The following is an 18226-nucleotide window of genomic DNA, read 5'->3' as shown; positions in this document are numbered from 1 at the left end:
GTGACCCGGCGTGCCCGCCCGTGTTGCGCGCGAGTCAGGGCACTGCGGCGCGCTTTGTGCATCCGTCGTGCCGGCGTCGCGCCGGGCGGGCGATGGCGATCAGGGAGTCCTGGTCGTCGCGGCGCAGTAGCGGAATTCGTCGATCGCCTTCGCGAACCCGTCCGCGAGGTAACGGCCGCCCAGGGCGGCCAGGCGGTGGGCGATGCGGCCCTGGTCCACGGGCTTCCAGGTCCGGCGCGCCTCCCACTCGGCGGCGAAAGCCTCCGAAGTCAGGAGTCTGGTGTCACCGCGGGCGCAGCCGACGACGTTGCCGTCCGGGTCGAGCAGCGGGGCCACGAAGTCCTCGTAGCCGTGCGCGATGCCGGCGGGCAGCGGCAGCTTCGCGCTCGCGGCGGACCAGGGCGCCAGGTGGATCTGCAGCTCCCAGAGCAGGCGCTCGGGCGGCGTGGGCGGCCACGGCGGGGGAAGGAGCGCGGGTCCTGAGACCGCGGGACGCGCCAAGGACCAGCACGATGCCTCCGCTTCGGGCCGGCTCCACTCCGGGAAGTAGGCCGGGCCGTCAGAGGTCAGATACCAACTGCTCGGCCGGCCGGTGACCGGGATGCGGCGGGTGTAGCTCACGGCGTCCCGGGCCAGGGCCAGGTCCACGCTCGCCGGTGCGTCCGGGGCGGCGGGCTGGAACAGTTCGATGTCGTAGAGGTCGACCGTCAGCAGGTTGGCGACGTCATCGGCGGCGAGGTCGAAGCTGCGCCAGCCCATCGCGAGCGCGGCCTGGATCTGGGGGGCGAAGACGGCGACGAACTGTTCGAATACGACGGTCGCCCGGCGGTCGGCGCCGCCCTCCGGCCGGGCCAGCGCGCCGGCCAGGGCGCGGGCGGCCTGGAGCGGCGAGACGGGCTCGACCGCGCCGGCATCGGGCGACTGCGCCGGGTGCCGGTGCAGGTCGGGTCCGACGGCCGGCATCAGGGTGCGCGACAGGCTGGTGAGCCCGACGTTCACCAGGTCCGCGAAGGACTTGTCCGCAACGGGTGCCAGGGCCTCCAGGATCACCGGCGTCACCTGCTCCAGGATGCGCATCAGCACCCAGGCGGCATCGGGGGCGGCGCCGAAGCGCGGCATCTCGGAGCTGACCAGCACCTGGGTGCGCTCGTCTCCGGCGAAGTACTCGCTGCGGCCGTCCTCGCCGATGTCGACAACCAGGTCGTAGAGCAGCTCGGGCCGGATATCAGGGGCCGGTTCCACACCGGGAACCGGCCAGGCGACAGCGCCCTCGGGCGTGTGCCGGACCAGTTCCGTCTCGCCTGCCACCAGGGCTCTGATACCAAAGGGCGCGAGCATGGGGACGGCGCGGGCCAGGCCCGCGGGATCGGCCGCCGCGTAGTACCCGCGGCCCGGCTGCTGCGGGGCCGCCACGAACGGATGCGTCGCGGAGAAGGCGAACCCGGCGCCGGCGAACCGCTGCAACGTCCTCCCGTCACGCCGGGTCTCGGCGCGCAGCAGGACCCGCTTCGGCCCGTGCGCAGTGGCCACCAGTTCGCCGGGCACGATGCCCTCGATCGGGCGCAGGCTCCCGTCGGCCGTCACCACGCGGGTGCCGGCGACGAAACACGAGCTGCTGGGCAGTTGCCGGTACCGGGTGCCGGGCTGGGTGTTGGCGGTGAACTCGAAGGAGTTGTCCTCGGCCATGCACGAATATCCGCCGCCCGGATAGGCGTGGCAGCGCGTTTCCAGGATCGCGCCGACCGCGTCGGCCGCGTCGCTCGCGCCGAGACCGGGGCCGAACCACGGGGACTGCTCGCGCCAGCGCGCCGGGCCGTATGCCGCCGGAATGCCCAGCCCCATGGTGATGATGGTCTGGATCGCACGGTCGATCTCGGCCGGATCCGCACCGAGCGCGGTCAGTTTGATCCAATGGTGGAACAGCTCCCAGTCGCGGTCGGGCCACTGTTGCGAGGCCTCCTGGACCTTTTTCGCGGTCACCCACGACTCGGAGGTGAGCCCGGCCAGATAGTGGTCCTTGGCCGTCTGCTTCGCCGCGGGGTCGGGAAAGGCGGACAGAGCCGAGCGGATCGGGCCGTCGGTGACCCCGGCCATGTAGGCGTACAACCGGTAGGAGCCGGTCATCAGGCGCGAGTTCCAGGCGTTCAGGTCGTTGGCGATGGGCCCCATGGTGATCTGCGGGCGCAGCCGGCTGGTGCACTGGCCCATCTGCTGGCACAGGGCGGCCACTGAGACCGAGGCGAAGAATGCGTCGTCAAGGCCGGTCAGGGTGACGATCGCGCCCTCGTGCGGATTCGGCTGGACGCCGCCGAAGAAGATGTCCCGGAAGGCCGGGCCGGTGCCGAACATCTGCGAGTAGTGCCCGGGGGTGCAGCGCTTGAGGTGCGTGGCGAGCACGCCGCGGGTGGCGCGGCCGAGAGGGTTGTCGGCGGTGCCGGGCAGGGCCGCGGCCAGCACCTCGACATCGCGCGGATCGAACGGAGAAGTCACTGTGGTCTCCTGACTGGCGGTCACGGATGGGCGGTCTCGGGTGCGCAGGCGCGCGGCCGGGAGCCGTGAGGCTCCCGGCCGCGCGGTGCGACTCAGACCGCGACCAGTTCGCGTTCCACGGCCGGCTCGTATTCCGGGACCAGGACGGCCAGGCTGAACTCGGCGGAGACCGTGCCGATGTCGTTGCTGCAGGTCAGCTTGTAGGTCTTCTTCTCGGCCGGGGGCACGTCCACGCCCTTGCGCATCTGGACGGCGCCCTCCTCGGGCAGGAACTCCAGGCCCTCGGGCAGCGCCGGCTCGATCGTCCAGCGGTGCGGCAGGCTGCCGGGCACCTGCAGCGCCGGGTCGGCGCGCTGGTCGTGCTCGACGGTGTACCAGGTGACGTCGGCCATGGTCAGCTCGCCCGGCTTGACCACCTCCATCTTCAACGTCACGACGACGCCGTCGCCCTCGCGCAGCGTCCAGCCGCCGGCGCCGTCGACATCCAGGTACCGCCGCTTGGCGGTGCCGTCGTTCAGCGCCGTGTACAGCTTGAACGGGGCCGCGCGCAGGTCGCGGGTGCCGGAGGCGGACTCCTCGTAGGTGCCCTCGCCGACCACCTCGGTGTACCAGAGCAGGTGCGCGTCCAGGGAGGCGTCCTTGCCGGAAGCGCTCTTGGCGGCCACCGCGCCGGTGTCCTCGACGGCCAGCGCGTACAGCACGGGCACGTTCTTGGAGTCGAGGATCGGCGCGCCGATCTGCACCCGCCCGGTCGAGTCGATGCTGAGGTAGAACGCGGTGTGCCCGGTGCCGTCGTAAGGGGCGACCCGCGCCGAGCCGTCCGAGCCGATCTTCAGCGCCTTACCGGCGTCGCCGCCGGCCAGCACGGCCACGCCGGCCCGCTGCGGCTGGCCCGCGGGCTGGTAGACCTGGAAGTACTCGATCGCGGTCTTGAACGGCATGTAGAAGGTGCCGGAGGACTTGGCGAACGTCTCCACCGGCGACTCGGTGGGCCGGCTCATCATGATCGCGATCAGGATGATGCCGGCCACCAGCGCGATCACGCCGACCACCGACACGATCGCGAAGATCGTGCTGACCAGCATGCCGCCCACCGCGACCGCGGAGCCGGCCACCGCCCAGCCGCCGACGATGGCCACCAGTTCCAGCACCGAGGCGGTCAGGAACAGGATGTTCGCGGCCAGTTCCAGCGGTTCGTTCTCCTGGGACAGCGCGATGGAGGACAGCACGATGCCGATGATGGCGAAGGCCGAGCCGAGCAGCCGGGCGGTGAACTGGCCCAGGTTGCGGCCCATCACCGTCAGCTTGAACCGCTGGCTGAACGGGACGTTGCTGTGGGCGGTGAACAGCGAGCGCGCGGCGAACGCCTGCTTGATGGGGACCCGGTAGCCCACCGCGGTTCCCTTGTTCGACATCAGCCAGATCCGGGCCGTCGACGTGGTCTTCGTCAGTGCGTCGTCGATCAGCTTGGGGCTGAAGAACTTGCGCAGGTTCGACCACCACCGCACGCTCGGGTCCCACACCGCGCCCAGGGCCAGGCCGCGCTGCAGGATCGGGAGCACCAGCTGGGCCACCGCGTTGGCCCCGCCGACCACCACCAGGGCCTGCTCGGCCGGGCTGAGCTGACCGAAGTCGGACGCGCCGAGCACGAAGAATCCGATCATGGCGCCGGCGCCGGCCAGGGCGATCAGCTTGCCGACGGCCGCCGGGATGTGCGCGAAGACCCTGCCGAAGGTGTTCTCGAACCGGCTGGCAATGTGCACCCACTCGTAGACGCCGTGGCCGACCGCGGCCGAGGCGTGCAGGATCTGCAGCACCTTGTCGATCAGATCCTGGGTGGCGTTCTGCTGGAGCTGCTGGGCCGCCTCCCGCATCTTCGGGTCCGGGCTGTCGATGTACTGCTCGATGAACTTGTCCACGATCTGCTTGACCGCGAAGCTGAACCCGCTCAGGTCGCTGCTGAAGTCGAACAGCTGCGGCAGGATCGAGCCGAGCTGGAACAGCTGCAACAGGTAGCCGTACTGCTGGGAGAAGTTGCTGGTGGTGTCCAGCACGTTGAGCAGGGCGACGGTGCGCTGCACCCGCTGGCTGAACTCGGAGCCGTCGTAGCCGCCGCCGGTCAGCAGGATCGTCTGCAGCATGTTGAGATAGCCGGGAGTGGTCGTGTACGTGTAGATCGCGAACGCCCAGTACTGGTCGTGGTCCTTGGCGTACTTGCCCAGGTCGCGCATCTGCTTCTCGAGCTTGGCCATCTCCTCGGGCGTGCCGATCGCCTCCGCCTTGGCATCGGCGATCCACTTCTCCACCTGGGCGTCGATGATCGGGGCGTACTTGGCGGCGTTCGTCTTCTGATCCACCAGGAACCAGTCGAGGTTGTTGTACTTCTCCTGGTACCGGCGCTGGTAGAGCAGCGGGCCCTGGGCGGCCATCACGTCGCCGCCGGAGGTGGCCTGGGTCAGCCACGCCTCGGCGCGCCGGCCGTTGATCAGCGCGGCGGCGGGGTCGCTGCTGAACTTGGACAGCGCGCAGGCGGTGTACGGGACGGACAGCGATCCGTACCACGGGATCGGGTCGGTGCCCTTGGTCCCGGTGATGTGCGCGATCGCGTAGAGGTCCTGGTCCAGCGGCGGCGGCGGGCCGGGGTTGAAGAACTGCTTGCGCAGGTTCTGGTCCATGTAGTTCTGCAGGATGATGTAGAAGTCGTCCATCGAGCCCTGCTGGACCGCGTCGAAGTACCTGCCCTGCGAGTCGACCGAGTACTGGCTCATCGCGATCAGGTCCCGCAGTTCGTGGCCCGGCTCGGCGTGCAGGCTGCGGCTGTGCCGCAGGGCGGCGCGCAGCACCGGCAGCGCGCTCTCGTCGGCGTCGACCTTCTCCAGCGCCTCGTCCGGGGTCACCCGCCGGCCGGTCACCTTGAACGAGGAGGCCGTGACCTCGGAGCCGTCCGCGGAGAACACCAGGTGGCCGGCCGACGGCAGCCCGGCGGCGTCGGCCAGGTCCTGGTAGAGCCCGGACCAGCTGAGCGTGTCGCCCTCGAGCGCCGAGTGGGGCACCCGCTGCCCGCCGACGTACAGGGCGCCGTCGTGCACGGAGGCGTGCGCGGTGTGGCCGTCGCCCTCGAGCAGGTACAGCCCGGCCGCCGGGCGCCGGGCCCAGGTGCCGATCACGCCGTAGCAGGTGCCGCCGTAGCCGGCCGAGCCGATCACCATGCCGCCGTCGAAGTCGTAGGCGAACTCCGACATCTTCGAGGACAGGGCGTAGGGGAAGTAGTCGGCCCCCGGGCCGACGGGCGCCTTGGTGCCGCCGACCAGGGCGAAGCCGAGCTTCAGGTTCTGGGTCAGGTAGCCGCTGTAGGTGAAGGCGTCCGGAATCCAGTCGCGGCCGGTGGCCGCGTCCTTGAACGAGGCGATGAAGGTGTAGACCTTCTCGTCGCCGATGATCTCCTCGCCGTTGACGCCGTAGGTGAACTCCAGGACCGGGTCCGCGGACCAGGCCGCGTTGCGCCACCGGTCGGACTCGGTGTCCCAGGTGATGGTCGCGTTGTCGCCGGCCAGGTACGCCGCGTCCTTGGCGACCTTCACGGTGTAGCGCTGCGGCGGGACCTCGTACTCCACTGAGTAGTCGTTGCCGCCGATGGTCAGGATGCCGAAGGCACGCAGCCGCGAGTGGGTCAGCCGCAGGTGCCCGCGCAGCCCGCGGGTGCCGTCGGAGGTGGTGAAGTCGAGCTCTTCGAAGTGCTTGTTCCAGGTGAGGTTCCGGCCGAGCACCGGGTGCGGGCCCACGTAGAACTGGTCGCGGGCCGGGTCGCGGTGGTCGGGGGTGACCAGGGTCAGCGTCCCGGGCACGTCGTCCACGTCGGCTCCGGGGGTGTCGAGCACCGGCTCGGCGATCTTGAGCACGAAGGTGCGCGCGTGCGGGTACAGCGCCTCGACCTGCTGGTCGCGGGCAGCCCTCACGGCGCGCCGCTCCTTCTGCAGTCCGGCGATGTGGGCGTCCCAAGCGGACGCGTATGCGCTGTTGTCGTTCAACGCTGATTCCTCCCAGAGATGCGTCCGTGAACACCTGGACGCCGGCCTGCCGGCGCCGCCTCCCCAGCGGCACTCAGACGAGGCACGGAAAGTAGAGTGCTGCTCCCCGGGCGCTGATACGTCGTACTGCCGAGTAACCGAGCCAAGAGGCGCAGCGGGAGCGCACGCGGATCCCGCCATGGGCACGCGCCATCGCAACGAGCGCTCCCCGGGCGGCGGGGCGTTTCTCCGCGCCGCCACGCCCGGCGTCCCTGCGCTCGCCGACAACCTCGTCCGCGCTGCTCACGGAACTGTGTATGTATGGTGGGCTTTGATATGTTCGGGTTATCGGTGAATCAGGGATCGGACTTTATGCCGCGTCGCCGGTTTTCACCCCGATGGCCGAGTCCTTGATCGCATCCGGCGCGGTGTGGTGCGGCGCGGTGCGGCGCGTTCGGACCGGACGCGGACCCGGAAGCGCATTCTCCAGCTCCGTACGCGGTCAGGCGGCGCGAGCGCGTCAGAACACGCTGCCCGCTCGGAGAGCACGCGGCACCGTCGCGCAGAGGTCTGCCACCCACCGGGCCGGATCGGCAGGCAGGACAAGCGGGATACCGGTCGGTTCGTCCGGGACATCGGTCGTGTACTCCGTCGAGATCACCAGGCTGCGACCGGTCCGGTCGGTGCCGACCTGTTCGAACTGGGCGTTCGGCGGGGCTTGCACGTTGGCGGTGCTCCCGGTGGCCGCGGAGGTCTCACACCATCTGCGCGATCATGCTGCGAAGCAACCAGAGCCCTTATCGTCGAGCACTGTGATGACGATGGTCGCGGTTCGCTGCGAGACGGCTGTGGGTGAGCGGCGGGTCCGTGGCGTCCGCAGCGCCGGTTCCCCAATGTGCGCTTTTTGGGCGTTTCGTGGTCACCAAGCTTCCCGTACGGTGATCTGAGGCGCGATCTCCGTCAGGGGAGCGCGACCGATTCGATCCGAGAGGGCGCCATGGACGCTGTACTGCACGAGGAGGACGCCGAGGCGTACGTGCACGGCGTGTGCTTCAAGACCGGACCACCCGTGCGGGTGGGTGTCGAACTGGAGTGGCTGGTCCACGACGGTTGCGATCCACGCTCGCCGGTCTCCGCCGATCGCCTTGACCTGGTGCTTTCGGCGCTCACCGCGCACGAGTTCGTCCACGGCAGCGCGATCACCCGTGAACCCGGCGGTCAGATCGAGCTCAGCGCCCCGCCCGGCGTCGGCCTCGCCGACTGTGTCGCCCGGACCGCCGCGGATCTCGCGATCCTGCGCCGGATCTGCGCAGATCACGGGCTCGCGCTCGTCGGCAGCGGGCTCGACCCGCTACGCAGCCCCCCGCGGGTGCTCGACCATCCGCGATACCGCGCCATGGAGGCGCACTTCGACCGCGCCGGACCCTGGGGCCGGGTCATGATGCGCAGCACCGCCTCCGCGCAGATCAACCTCGACGCGGGACTTCTCGTCGATGGCGCCGCCGGCTATCGCCGCCGCTGGCAACTGGCGCACCGGCTCGGCCCGGTGCTGGTGGCGGCCTTCGCCAACTCCCCGATCCACCGCGACTCGGCCACCGGCTGGCGCTCCACCAGGCAGGCCGTGTGGGATCGCACCGATCCCGGTCGCACCCGTCCGCCGCACCATCACAGCGATCCCGGCGTCGCGTGGGCGCGATACGCCCTAGATGCCCCGCTGCTGTGCATACGCCGGCCCGAGTGCTCCGACTGGACGGCACCGCACGGCCTGACGTTCCGCGCGTGGCTGCGTGGCGTGCCCGGCCTGCCCCCGCCTACCCGCGACGACCTCGACTACCACCTGACCACGCTCTTCCCGCCGGTGCGCCCGCGCGGCTGGTTGGAGCTGCGCATGATCGACGCCCAGCCCGGCGACGGCTGGCAGGTCGCCGCGGCCACGACCGCCGCCCTGCTCGACGACCCGGCCGCCGCCGACGCCGCCTACGAGGCCACCGAGCCGTACTGCCGGGGCCGCGCGCTGCCTGACCACGCCGTGTGGCTGCGCGCGGCCCGCCACGGACCCGCCGACCCGCAGATCGGCAAGGCGGTGCGTGCCTGCCTGGCCGCGGCCGAGACGGCGCTGGGGCGGTCCGCGAGCACCGCGGCGCTGCGCCGCGGGCTCGGCGGCTTCATCGAGCAGTACGCCGAACGGGGCCGCTGCCCGGCCGATGACCAGCTCGACGCACTACGCCGCGGCACGTCCGCGTCGCCCGACCGAAGGAAGGCAGACCGTGTCCGACGAACTCACCTCGCGCAGTGACGAAACCGCCTCCGGGGCACTCGCCTCCGTTCCGGCTTCCGGCCCCGGGCGCTCGCCTGCCGCCGATCCCGAGGCGCTGAGGGAACGGGCCGCCACCGCGCTGCTGACCGCCCGTGACCGCACCCTCGCCCTCACCGGGTGCGTCGATGACGACGAGCTCAAGGCACAGCACTCGCCGCTGATGTCGCCGCTGGTCTGGGACCTGGCCCACGTCGGCAACCAGGAGGAGATCTGGCTGGTGCGGGAGGCGGGGCGCCGCCCGGCGCTGCGCCCCGAGCTGGACGCGATGTACGACGCGTTCCAGCACCCCCGCGCCGACCGTCCCGCTCTTCCCCTGCTCTCGCCGGACCGGGCCCGCGCGTACATCGCCGACGTGCGTGAACACGCGCTCGACGTGCTCGACCGCGCCGCCCTCAAGCAGGCCGGCGGTCGCGGGGACGCACTGCTCGGCGACGCTTTCGTCTTCGGCATGATTGCCCAACACGAGCAGCAGCACGACGAGACCATGCTGGCCACCCACCAACTGCGCCGCGGCGCCGCGGCGCTCACCGCCGCGGACCCGCCGCCGGCCGCGGTCGATCCCGCGGACCTGCCGTGCGAAGTGCTCGTCCCCGGCGGCCCGTTCGTCATGGGGACCTCCACCGAACCGTGGGCGCTGGACAACGAACGCCCCGCGCACCTGGCCGGCGTGCCGGCGTTCTGGCTGGACACCTTCCCGGTGACCAACGCCGCCTACCGGCGGTTCATCGACGACGACGGCTACCGCGATCCGCGCTGGTGGAGCGACGCGGGCTGGGAGCACCGGCAGGGCGCCGCGCTCGAAGCCCCGCTGTTCTGGCAGCGCGACGGCGACGGCTGGCTGCGCCGGCGCTTCGGTGTGGTCGAGCCGGTGCCGCCGCACGAGCCGGTGATGCACGTGTGCTGGTACGAGGCCGACGCGTACGCGCGCTGGGCCGGTCGTCGGCTGCCGACCGAAGCCGAATGGGAGAAGGCTGCGCGCCACGACCCGGACGGCGGCCGATCCCGCCGTTACCCGTGGGGAGACGCCGATCCGGGGCCACAGCACGCGAACCTCGGCCAGCGGCACCTGCGTCCCGCGCCGGTCGGTGCTTATCCGGACGGGGCCTCGCCGCTCGGTGTGCACCAGTTGATCGGCGATGTGTGGGAGTGGACCGCCAGCGACTTCCTCCCGCATCCCGGATTCACCGCGTATCCCTACAAGGAGTACTCGGAGGTCTTCTTCGGGCCGCAGTACAAGGTGCTGCGGGGCGGGGCGTTCGGCGTGGACCCGGTCGCCTGCCGCGGCACGTTCCGAAACTGGGATCACCCGATCCGCCGGCAGATCTTCAGCGGATTTCGCACGGCCCGCGACGCCGAAGGAGTCCGGTGATGTGCCGACACCTGCTCTACCTGGGCGCGCCGGTGACGCTGGCCGAGGTGCTGATCGATCCGCCGCACAGCCTCTACCGGCAGTCCTGGGCGCCGAAGCTCCAGCGGTACGGCACGGTCAACGCGGATGGTTTCGGCGTCGGATGGTATCCGGTCGATCCGGCGCCCGACGCGGCCACCGCGCGGGTCGGCGACCTCGCGGACATCGCCGAAACCGCGCCGCGACCTGCCAGGTACCGGCGCTCGGTGCCGATCTGGAGCGACGCGAACCTGACCGAGCTCTCTCGTGTCATCCGCTCCGGCGCCGTGCTGGCGGCGGTGCGCTCCGCGACCGAGGGCACCAGCCGGGACGAGTGCGCGGCCGCTCCGTTTCGGGACGGTCCCTGGCTGTTCAGCCACAACGGCGCGATCCGGGACTGGCGGCTGCTGCCGCGGCAGATCGACCTCGGCCTCAGCGCGACCGCACTGCTCGAACTCGAATCCTCCTGCGACTCGGCGCTGCTGTGGGCGGCGGTGCGTGCGCGTCTGCGGGCGGGCGAACCTCCGCAGGATGCGCTCGTCTCGGTGGTCCGGCAGGTCGCCGACGCGCGTCCGGACGCGCGGCTGAACCTGTTGCTCACCGATGGGCGCACTCTCGCCGCGACCCGTCACGGCGACACGCTCTGGTACCGCGAGGCGCCGGGCTCGCTGGTGCTGGCCTCCGAGCCCGATGACGAGAACGGACAGTGGCGGGAAGTGCCCGAAGACAGCCTCGTGTGCGGCGGCGTTTCAGGGCTCTCCATCGGCCGGCTCGGTGCGGGCCCGGTGGCGCGGCAGGGGCCGGATATCGCTGCCGAGCCGGCCGGGCCGCACGCGCCCGGGCGGCGCTTCACCCTCGAACACCGCCTGAAACCGGACTACTTCGTCACGGGGCTGCGCGACGACGTCCTCGAAGGCATGGCCGAACCGCCGCGCTCGCTGCCGCCGAAATGGTTCTACGACGCCCGCGGCAGCGAACTGTTCGAGGAGATCACCCGGCTGCCCGAGTACTACCTCACCCGCGCCGAACACGAGATCCTCGACCGCCGCGCCACACGGATCGCGCAGAACACGGCAGCCGGCACCCTCGTGGAATTCGGCGCGGGCTCCTCGCGCAAGACACGCACGCTGCTGGACGCGCTCACGGAGGCCGGCACCCTGGAGCTTTACGCGCCGCTCGACGTGAGCAGGTCCGCGCTCGAAGAGGCCGGCCAGGCGTTGTGCCGCGACTACCCGGCGCTGCACGTGGCGGCCACCGTCACCGACTTCGAGAGCGAACTGGTCCTGCCGCACGGCGAGGGACCGCGCCTGGTCGCCTTTCTGGGCAGCACGATCGGGAACTTCACACCGGCACGCCGCCGGGACTTCTTCGCCGCCCTGCGCGCCGTCATGGCGGAGAAGGACACGTTTCTGCTCGGCGCGGATCTGGTGAAGGACCCTGATGTGCTCAGGCGCGCCTACAACGACGGCCGGGGCGTGACCGCCGCGTTCAACAAGAACGTGCTGCACGTGCTCAACCGCGAACTGGACGCCGACTTCGACGTCGACGCGTTCGAACACGATGCGGTGTGGAACGCGCAACAGGAACGCATCGAGATGTGGCTGCGCTCACGCCGCGCGCAGACGGTCAGGCTCCAGTCGCTCGACCTGACCCTGGAGTTCGGCGACGGCGAGGAGATGCTCACCGAGATCTCGACCAAGTTCCGCCGTGAGTCCCTGATAGCCGAGCTCAACCTCGCCGGATTCGAGGTGCGCGAATGGTGGACTGACTCCGCGCGGCGCTTCGCGCTCCTGCTCGCCGCGCCCGACGGCCGCTGAACCGGACCTCGACCGTCCCCGGTCGCCGGGGACGGTCGGGAGCCCTTACCGCGCCGCGCACTCGGGCACCGTGAGGCCGTTCCCGCGCGTTGCCGTATGCCGCCCCGGAACGCCTCGCTCGAGGGCGGCGAGCGCCGGCCGGAGGTCAGCCGCTCTTGCGCCGGAACGAACGTCGGCTCGCCGCAGGACCGTGGGCTGACTGCGCCTTCGACGGGTCCTTGCCGGACACGGAACCGTTGACGACCGAGTTCTTTCCCTGCTTGCGTTCAAGCGCCTCGCGGAACCTGCGCTTCATCTCGTCCTCGGCGGCCGGTTCCTGCGGCGCCGCCTCCTCGGAATCTGGCACCTCGGCGGCAACGCTCGTCTCAACCTCAGGCTCGTTCACCCTCGCAGTTTCCCACAGCCGCGCGAGAGTTGCGCGCGCCACGGGCGTCACCGCCTCGGCAGGTGCGAAGTTCAGGTCACGACCTGCGTCGTGGCTTGCGCTGCTTGACGCCTTTGGACGCGCCGGAACCCGGCTTGCCGTGTGCGGACCCTTTGCGTGCGTTGTCCCCTTCGTCGGCCCGCGGTCTCGCCTTGACGGCGGGCGGTGCCGGGGGGCGCCCCCGCGAGCTGTTGACCGTCCGCCCTCGCACGATCCCGATGAACTCCTCCATCAGGTCGGTGGTCCGCTCCTCCAGCCAGGACAACGCGACACTCGACTGCGGGACGTCCGTCATCGGCCGGTACGTCAGGTCCTTGCGGTGGTACAGGCGCGCGAGCGATTGCGGGACGACGAGCAGCCCCACCCCGGCCGCCACCAGTTCGACGGCGTCCGCCGTCGTCGCGGGCCGATCGTTCGCGGGCAGCCCCGGCGGGCTCTCCCACTCCAGGCAGTCGTCGAGGGGATGCAGCGAGACGTAGCCGTCGAGGTCCCCGACGGAGATCTCGTCGACCGCCGCGGCTTCGTGGTCCTTGGGAATCACCACGACGCTCGTCTCGGTGTACAGCGGGATCGCGTTGAGGCCGGTGCGGTCGATCGGCAGTCGCACGAGACCGGCGTCGGCGGTGCCGTCGCGCAGCGCCGTGGCCGCGTCGGCCGCGCAGACCGCGATCAGTTCGAGCGGCACGCCGGGCACCCGCTCGTTCCAGGTCCGCGCCCACTTGCCGGGGGTCACGCCCGGCACGTACGCGAGGCGGAACGAAGTGGCTGTGCGCGTGCCCGTCATTCGGTCAGATTACCGGCCGTGATCGCGACCGCCGCGCGGTCGGTACTGTTGACCCATGAAGTCGCAGAAGACCACCCAGACGATGAAGCCCGCGACCGCGGCGAAGAAGCTGGGTATCCACCTCGGGGCAGCCCCCGCCGAGTTCCAGGAGGGTGTCGTCTCGCGCGACGAGCTGAACGCGCTCCAGAGCAACCCTCCCGCGTGGCTGCGGGAGCTGCGCAGCCAAGGCCCGCACCCCCGCGCTGTGGCTGCCGCGAAGCTGGGCATCTCCATCGCCGGCCTCGCGCGCGGTGGAGTGACAGAGCCCCTCACCACCGAGCAGATCGAGGCGCTGAAGGCGGATCCGCCCGAGTGGCTACAGGGTGAGCGCGCCACCCAGGCCGAGGCCCGCAGGGAAGCGGCGCGGATCAAGGAGAGGAACGCGAAGCGGTCCGAAGGCGAGTCCGGCGAACGGACCGCGACGCGGCCGCACGCGCGTGCGAGCAGAGCGCGTTCCTGACGCCGCCGAGCCGGATGCCCGCCGCCGAGCCGGACGCGCGCTGTCGAGCCTGATGGCCTAACTGGCGCACGTGGCCGCCGGCCTGCCGGGCGTCGCCGCGAACTGCACCGGCAGCGAGATCAGCCCGCGCGACATGGTCGACTGCCGATAACGCAGCGCCGCGCCGGGAGCCGGCCGCAGATCCGGCAGGCGCTCGAACAGGGCGGGCAGTGCGATCTGCGCCTCAAGCCTCGCCAAGGTCGCGCCCACGCAGTAATGCCTGCCCCGGCCGAACGACACGTGCCCGCGATCGGCCCTGGCGATGTCGAACGCGGCCGCGTGCGCGAAGGCCCGCTCGTCGCGGTTCGCGCAGGACAACGCGACGATGACCGCGTCGCCCCGGCGGATCAGCCGGCCGCCGATCTCGACGTCCTCGGTGGCGAAGCGCCACAGCGAGTTCTGGATGGGCGCGTCCCAGCGCAGAACCTCGTCGATCACCTGCGGCCACCGACGCGGTTCGCCGACCGCCAGCTTGAGCGCCTCCGGATGTTGGAGTAGGGCACTGATCGCGTTTCCGATCAGGTTGGCCGTCGTCTCGTTGCCGCCGGCGAGCATCGCGCGCAGCAGCGAGGCCAACTCCTCGGAGCTGATCCGGCCCGCGTCGCACGCGACGATCAGCGCCGAGGTGAAATCGTCGCCCGGATCGGCGCGCCTGATCTCGACGACACGGGCGAGTAAGGCATCGATCTCGTTCGATGCCTGCGCCATCCGCTCCATCGCCGCGCCGTGGAACAGCGCCTCCGTCCACGTCCTGATACCCGGCCGGTCGTCCGCGGGGACGCCGAACAGCTCGCAGATCACCGTCATCGGGATCGGCAGCGCGAACTCGGCGACCAGATCGGCGCGCCCCCGCGGCGCGATCCGGTCCAGCAGATCGCCGGCGATCCGGGCGATCTGCGCCCGCAGCAGCTCGATCCGGCGCGGGCTGAACGCCGAGAGCAGCACCTCACGCAGGCGGGTGTGATCCGGCGGGTCGCTCGAGAGGATGTTGCGCCGTGCGGCCACCGCCACATCGCCGGTGAACGGCACCAACCCGGCGTGGAAGTCGCGCCAGTGCCGCACGTCCTTCGCCATCCGGTCGTCGGCGAGCACCGCCCTGGCCTCGTCGTACCGGGTGATCAGCCAGGCATGGATCCCGCCCCTGACCACCACGGGCACCGCGGCGGCCTCGGCGCGAAGCGCCTCGAAGACGGCGTGTGGCGTCGCCGTGAACTCCTCGGTGTCCAGCCGCGCGTACGGTGCGTCCCCGGCCTGCGGTCCCGGGACCTGCCCGGCCGCCGCCGGGCAGCCGTCGGCACGGCCCGGCCGCGGCGTCACCGAACGCTTCCGCTCGTGACCAGGCCCCGGCGCGCCGCGTCGGGGGACGGCCCGTCCATCTTCAGCAGCGAGAGCAGCGGACCGGTCATCGCGGTGGTGACCAAGGCCATCACCACCAGCACGGTGTACAGCCGCGAGCCGAGCATGCCCGCCTGCCAGGCCGCGCTCAGCGCGATCAGCTCGGTCAGGCCGCGGGTGTTCACCAGCACCCCGGTGATCAGCGACGTGCGCGCATCCAGCCCGCCCAGCCGGCCCGCGACCGAGCCGCCCCCGAACTTGCCCAGCGTCGCCAGCGCGCAGGCCGCCAGCGCCACCGGCCAGTCCGCCGCGTGCAGCCCGTTGAGCTGCACGGTGAGCCCGGTGACCACGAAGAACACCGGCAGCAGCGCGGTGCCCGCCCGGTCCACCGCGTTGAGCAGTTCGGCGTCGACGGCGCCGTCCTCGCCCCGCGGCGTGATGGCGCCCATCAGCAGGGCACCGAGAAACACGTGCAGACCGAGCCGGCCGGTCGCCCAGGCCGAGGCCATGAGCAGCGCGATGATCACCGGGGAGACCGACTGAAGGCGGTAGCGTCCGCGCATCATCCGGCGCAGCAGCGGCCGCACCACGAAAATCATCACCACGGCGTACACCGGCAGGAACAGCAACGCGGTGATCAGCTTCCCGTTGTCCGCCGTGGACAACGCGATGACCATGATCAGCAGCGGCCACATCACCATGTCCATCAGCCCGGAGGCGGCCAGCGCCACCACCCCCGGCCGGGTCGCGACGATCCGCCGGTCCATCAGGATCCACGAGAGCACCGGCAGCGCCGTGATCGACAGCGAGATCGCCATGAACAGCACGAAGGAGCCGGGCCCGCCGCGCGTACGCGCGCTCAGGCCGCTGCCGAGCAGGCTCAGGCCGAAAACCGCGCCGAGCGCCAGCGGGACCACCGTGGCGCCGAAGGCGACCGCGACCACGTTGCGCGCGTTGCGCCGCACCGCCCGCAGATCGAGTTCGTAGCCCATCGTGAACAGGAACAGCACGAGGGCGATCTGCGCGACCACGTCGAGGAAGGGCCGCGCATCGGTGGGAAACAGCGCGGTGCTCACGCCGTGCGGCAGCAGCCCCACCAGCAGACCCAGCAGAAGCAGCCCCACCACCGCCGGCTGGCGCACGCGCGAACACAGCGGCGAGATCGCCGACGCCGCGAGGATCACGAGGCTGATATCGAGCAGTACCTCAAGCAGGATCCTCTCCAGATCCACCGTCGCCTCCCACACCGGGCGTCGCAGAGCGCGGATATGAGGGACCATAGCCGCGGTCCGGGAGCGGGTCGACTACTCGAATAGGTGGTGGACGACACGGCCGGCGCGCCCCGGCGGCCCGCTTTAATCAACCGCGAACGCCCAACAGCGCACGGCGACGTCCCGCCGACAAGGAGGAATTCCCGTGACCGTCCCGACCGCTCCCGCCGCGCAGATCGCCGGATATGACGCCCTCGGACAGGCCGAGCTGGTGCGGCGCGGCGAGGTGACCGCAGCCGAGCTGGTCGACTGGGCGATCGAGCGCATCGACCGGGTCAACCCGACGCTCAACGCCGTGGTCACCCCGCTGTACGAGGCGGCGCGCGCGGACGCGGCCCGCAGCCGGCCGGGCCCCTTCGCGGCGCCGTTCGCCGGGGTGCCGTTCCTGGTCAAGGATCTGGCCATGGACGTCGAGGGGGCGCCGTTCACGGCCGGATCCCGGTTCCTGCGCGGGTACGTCTCCGACCACGACAGCGAGCTGGTGCGCCGGCACCGGCGGGCCGGGCTGGTGATCGTCGGCAAGACCAACACCCCCGAGTTCGGCACGGTCGGCACCTGCGAGCCGCTGCGGCACGGACCGACCCGCAACCCCTGGGATCCTGGCCGGTCCACCAGCGGATCCAGCGGAGGCTCGGCCGCTGCCGTGGCCGCCGGGCTGGTGCCGATGGCGCACGCCAACGACCTGGCCGGATCGATCCGCTACCCCGCCTCAGCCTGCGGGCTGTTCGGTCTCAAGCCCACCCGCGCCCGCACGCCTAAAGGCCCTGACTTCGGCGATGTGGCGGGCGGATGGGCCTGCGAGCACGCGATCACCCGCTCGGTGCGCGACAGCGCCGCGCTGCTGGACGCCACCGCCGGAGCGGCCCCGGGCGACCCGTATCCCGCGCCGCCGCCGGCGCGCCGCTTCCTGGACGAGGTCGGCGCCGATCCAGGCCGGCTGCGCATCGCGTTCAGCCCGCGCACCGCGGACGGCTCGCCCCCGCACCCGGACTGCCTGGCCGCGCTGGACGACGCGGCCCGGCTGTGCGAGGAACTCGGCCACGAACTGGTCGAGGCGCAGCCGCCCGCGCTGGCGGCGACCGGCGACGCGGTGCAGAAGGTGCTCAGCGCGGTGCTCGCGTGGACGGTGCTCATGTGGGAGCGCAGATTCGGACGCGAGGTGGCCGAAGGCGACCTGGAACCGCTGAACGCCGCCTACCTGCGATCGGGACGGCACCTGCCCGCGGCCGAGTATCTGGCGGCGGTCCAGACCCTGCAGGCGCACGCGCGGAAGGTCGCGCAGTTCTTCCAGGGCGACGACGATGACGTCCAGGGCCGCGCCGACCCGGCCCCCGGCCTGCGCACCGCGGGTTTCGACGCGTGGCTCACCCCGACCCTCTCGACCCCGCCGGCGCCGATCGGGGAGATCACCTCCACCGAGCAGGACCCGCTGCGCGCCGCTCGCAACGGTGCGCGCACGCACGCGTTTCCCGCGGTGCTGGCCAATCTGACCGGCAATCCGGCGATGTCGGTGCCGCTGTGGTGGAACGCCGACGGGCTGCCGATCGGCGTGCACTTCCTCGGGCGTTTCGGCGACGAGGCGACGCTGCTGCGACTCGCCGGCCAGCTTGAGCAGGCCCGGCCGTGGGCGGCGCGCAGACCGCGACTGCACGCCTAGGCGGTGTTGGGGAATGTATCAAGGCAACGATTCGGCCGCCGCTTTGCCGGATTCGCCCCTTGAGGCATTCCCCAACACCGCCTAGTGTCCTGCGCCGCGCGGGCGTGCGGATCGCGCGGCGCGGCAGGGTCCGCGCGGCCGTGCGGCGCCCCCGCGCGGCACGGCTGAACGCCGCCGGGGAACGCCGCCGGGGGCGTTC

Annotated in this window: 12 protein-coding genes; 5 read left to right on the top strand and 7 right to left on the bottom strand. The window is 71.5% G+C overall.

The window, feature by feature from the left end; all coding sequences use genetic code 11:
* Nucleotides 1-99: 99 nt before the first annotated feature.
* The 3 genes from KGA66_RS04990 to KGA66_RS04980 all read right to left on the bottom strand — a co-directional run bounded on the left by KGA66_RS04990 (nt 100) and on the right by KGA66_RS04980 (nt 7221).
* Nucleotides 100-2490: a Hint domain-containing protein gene (locus KGA66_RS04990; RefSeq protein WP_211464994.1), complete on the bottom strand. Its 2391-nt coding sequence runs from the start codon at nt 2488-2490 to the stop codon at nt 100-102.
* A gap of 92 nt (nt 2491-2582) precedes the next feature.
* Nucleotides 2583-6518: a hypothetical protein gene (locus KGA66_RS04985; RefSeq protein ID WP_211464986.1), complete on the bottom strand. Its 3936-nt coding sequence runs from the start codon at nt 6516-6518 to the stop codon at nt 2583-2585.
* A gap of 499 nt (nt 6519-7017) precedes the next feature.
* A complete protein-coding gene (locus tag KGA66_RS04980) occupies nt 7018-7221 on the bottom strand; it encodes a hypothetical protein (RefSeq protein ID WP_211464985.1) in 204 nt (67 codons plus the stop codon).
* Nucleotides 7222-7494: 273 nt separating this feature from the next.
* On the opposite strand from KGA66_RS04980, the gene egtA reads away from it, so the two are divergent.
* The 3 genes from egtA (at nt 7495) to egtD (ending at nt 12018) form a co-directional block, all read left to right on the top strand.
* A complete protein-coding gene (gene egtA / locus KGA66_RS04975; protein WP_211464983.1) occupies nt 7495-8793 on the top strand; it encodes an ergothioneine biosynthesis glutamate--cysteine ligase EgtA in 1299 nt (432 codons plus the stop codon).
* Nucleotides 8794-8869: 76 nt separating this feature from the next.
* Nucleotides 8870-10183, top strand: coding sequence for an ergothioneine biosynthesis protein EgtB (gene egtB, locus KGA66_RS04970; protein WP_246507052.1), 1314 nt, complete (start codon nt 8870-8872; stop codon nt 10181-10183).
* Nucleotides 10183-12018 (top strand): L-histidine N(alpha)-methyltransferase, encoded by a 1836-nt coding sequence (gene egtD / locus KGA66_RS29730; RefSeq protein ID WP_246507035.1) that lies wholly within the window; start codon nt 10183-10185, stop codon nt 12016-12018. The genes egtB and egtD overlap by 1 nt, the downstream gene beginning before the upstream one ends.
* Nucleotides 12019-12163: 145 nt before the next feature.
* On the opposite strand, the gene KGA66_RS31415 is transcribed toward egtD, so the two are convergent.
* The gene (locus tag KGA66_RS31415) at nt 12164-12403 is read right to left on the bottom strand and encodes a DUF5302 domain-containing protein (protein ID WP_312886755.1); all 240 of its coding nucleotides are present in this window, start codon (nt 12401-12403) and stop codon (nt 12164-12166) included.
* A 76-nt stretch (nt 12404-12479) separates the two neighbouring features.
* Nucleotides 12480-13226 carry a LysR family substrate-binding domain-containing protein gene (locus KGA66_RS04950; RefSeq protein ID WP_211464979.1) on the bottom strand — a complete coding sequence of 249 codons (747 nt, stop codon included), beginning with the start codon at nt 13224-13226 and terminating at the stop codon, nt 12480-12482.
* Between the two features lie 55 nt (nt 13227-13281).
* Between KGA66_RS04950 and KGA66_RS04945 the strand changes: the two genes are divergently transcribed.
* Entirely contained in the window at nt 13282-13725 is a 444-nt protein-coding gene (locus tag KGA66_RS04945) for a DUF5997 family protein (RefSeq protein WP_211464977.1), read from the top strand.
* A 57-nt stretch (nt 13726-13782) separates the two neighbouring features.
* Here KGA66_RS04945 and KGA66_RS31410 read toward each other — a convergent pair whose 3' ends face one another.
* Nucleotides 13783-15081: a cytochrome P450 family protein gene (locus tag KGA66_RS31410; RefSeq protein WP_211464975.1), complete on the bottom strand. Its 1299-nt coding sequence runs from the start codon at nt 15079-15081 to the stop codon at nt 13783-13785.
* Nucleotides 15078-16331, bottom strand: a complete 1254-nt coding sequence (locus tag KGA66_RS04935) for a cation:proton antiporter (protein WP_211464973.1) — start codon at nt 16329-16331, stop codon at nt 15078-15080. Before KGA66_RS04935 ends, KGA66_RS31410 begins: the two co-directional genes overlap by 4 nt.
* A gap of 184 nt (nt 16332-16515) precedes the next feature.
* On the opposite strand from KGA66_RS04935, the gene KGA66_RS04930 reads away from it, so the two are divergent.
* Nucleotides 16516-18027, top strand: coding sequence for an amidase (locus KGA66_RS04930; RefSeq protein WP_312886754.1), 1512 nt, complete (start codon nt 16516-16518; stop codon nt 18025-18027).
* Nucleotides 18028-18226: the final 199 nt, after the last annotated feature.

The sequence above is a fragment of the Actinocrinis puniceicyclus genome, assembly GCF_018283645.1.
GTDB lineage: Bacteria > Actinomycetota > Actinomycetes > Streptomycetales > Catenulisporaceae > Actinocrinis > Actinocrinis puniceicyclus.
This window is presented reverse-complemented; position numbering and strand designations above follow the sequence as displayed.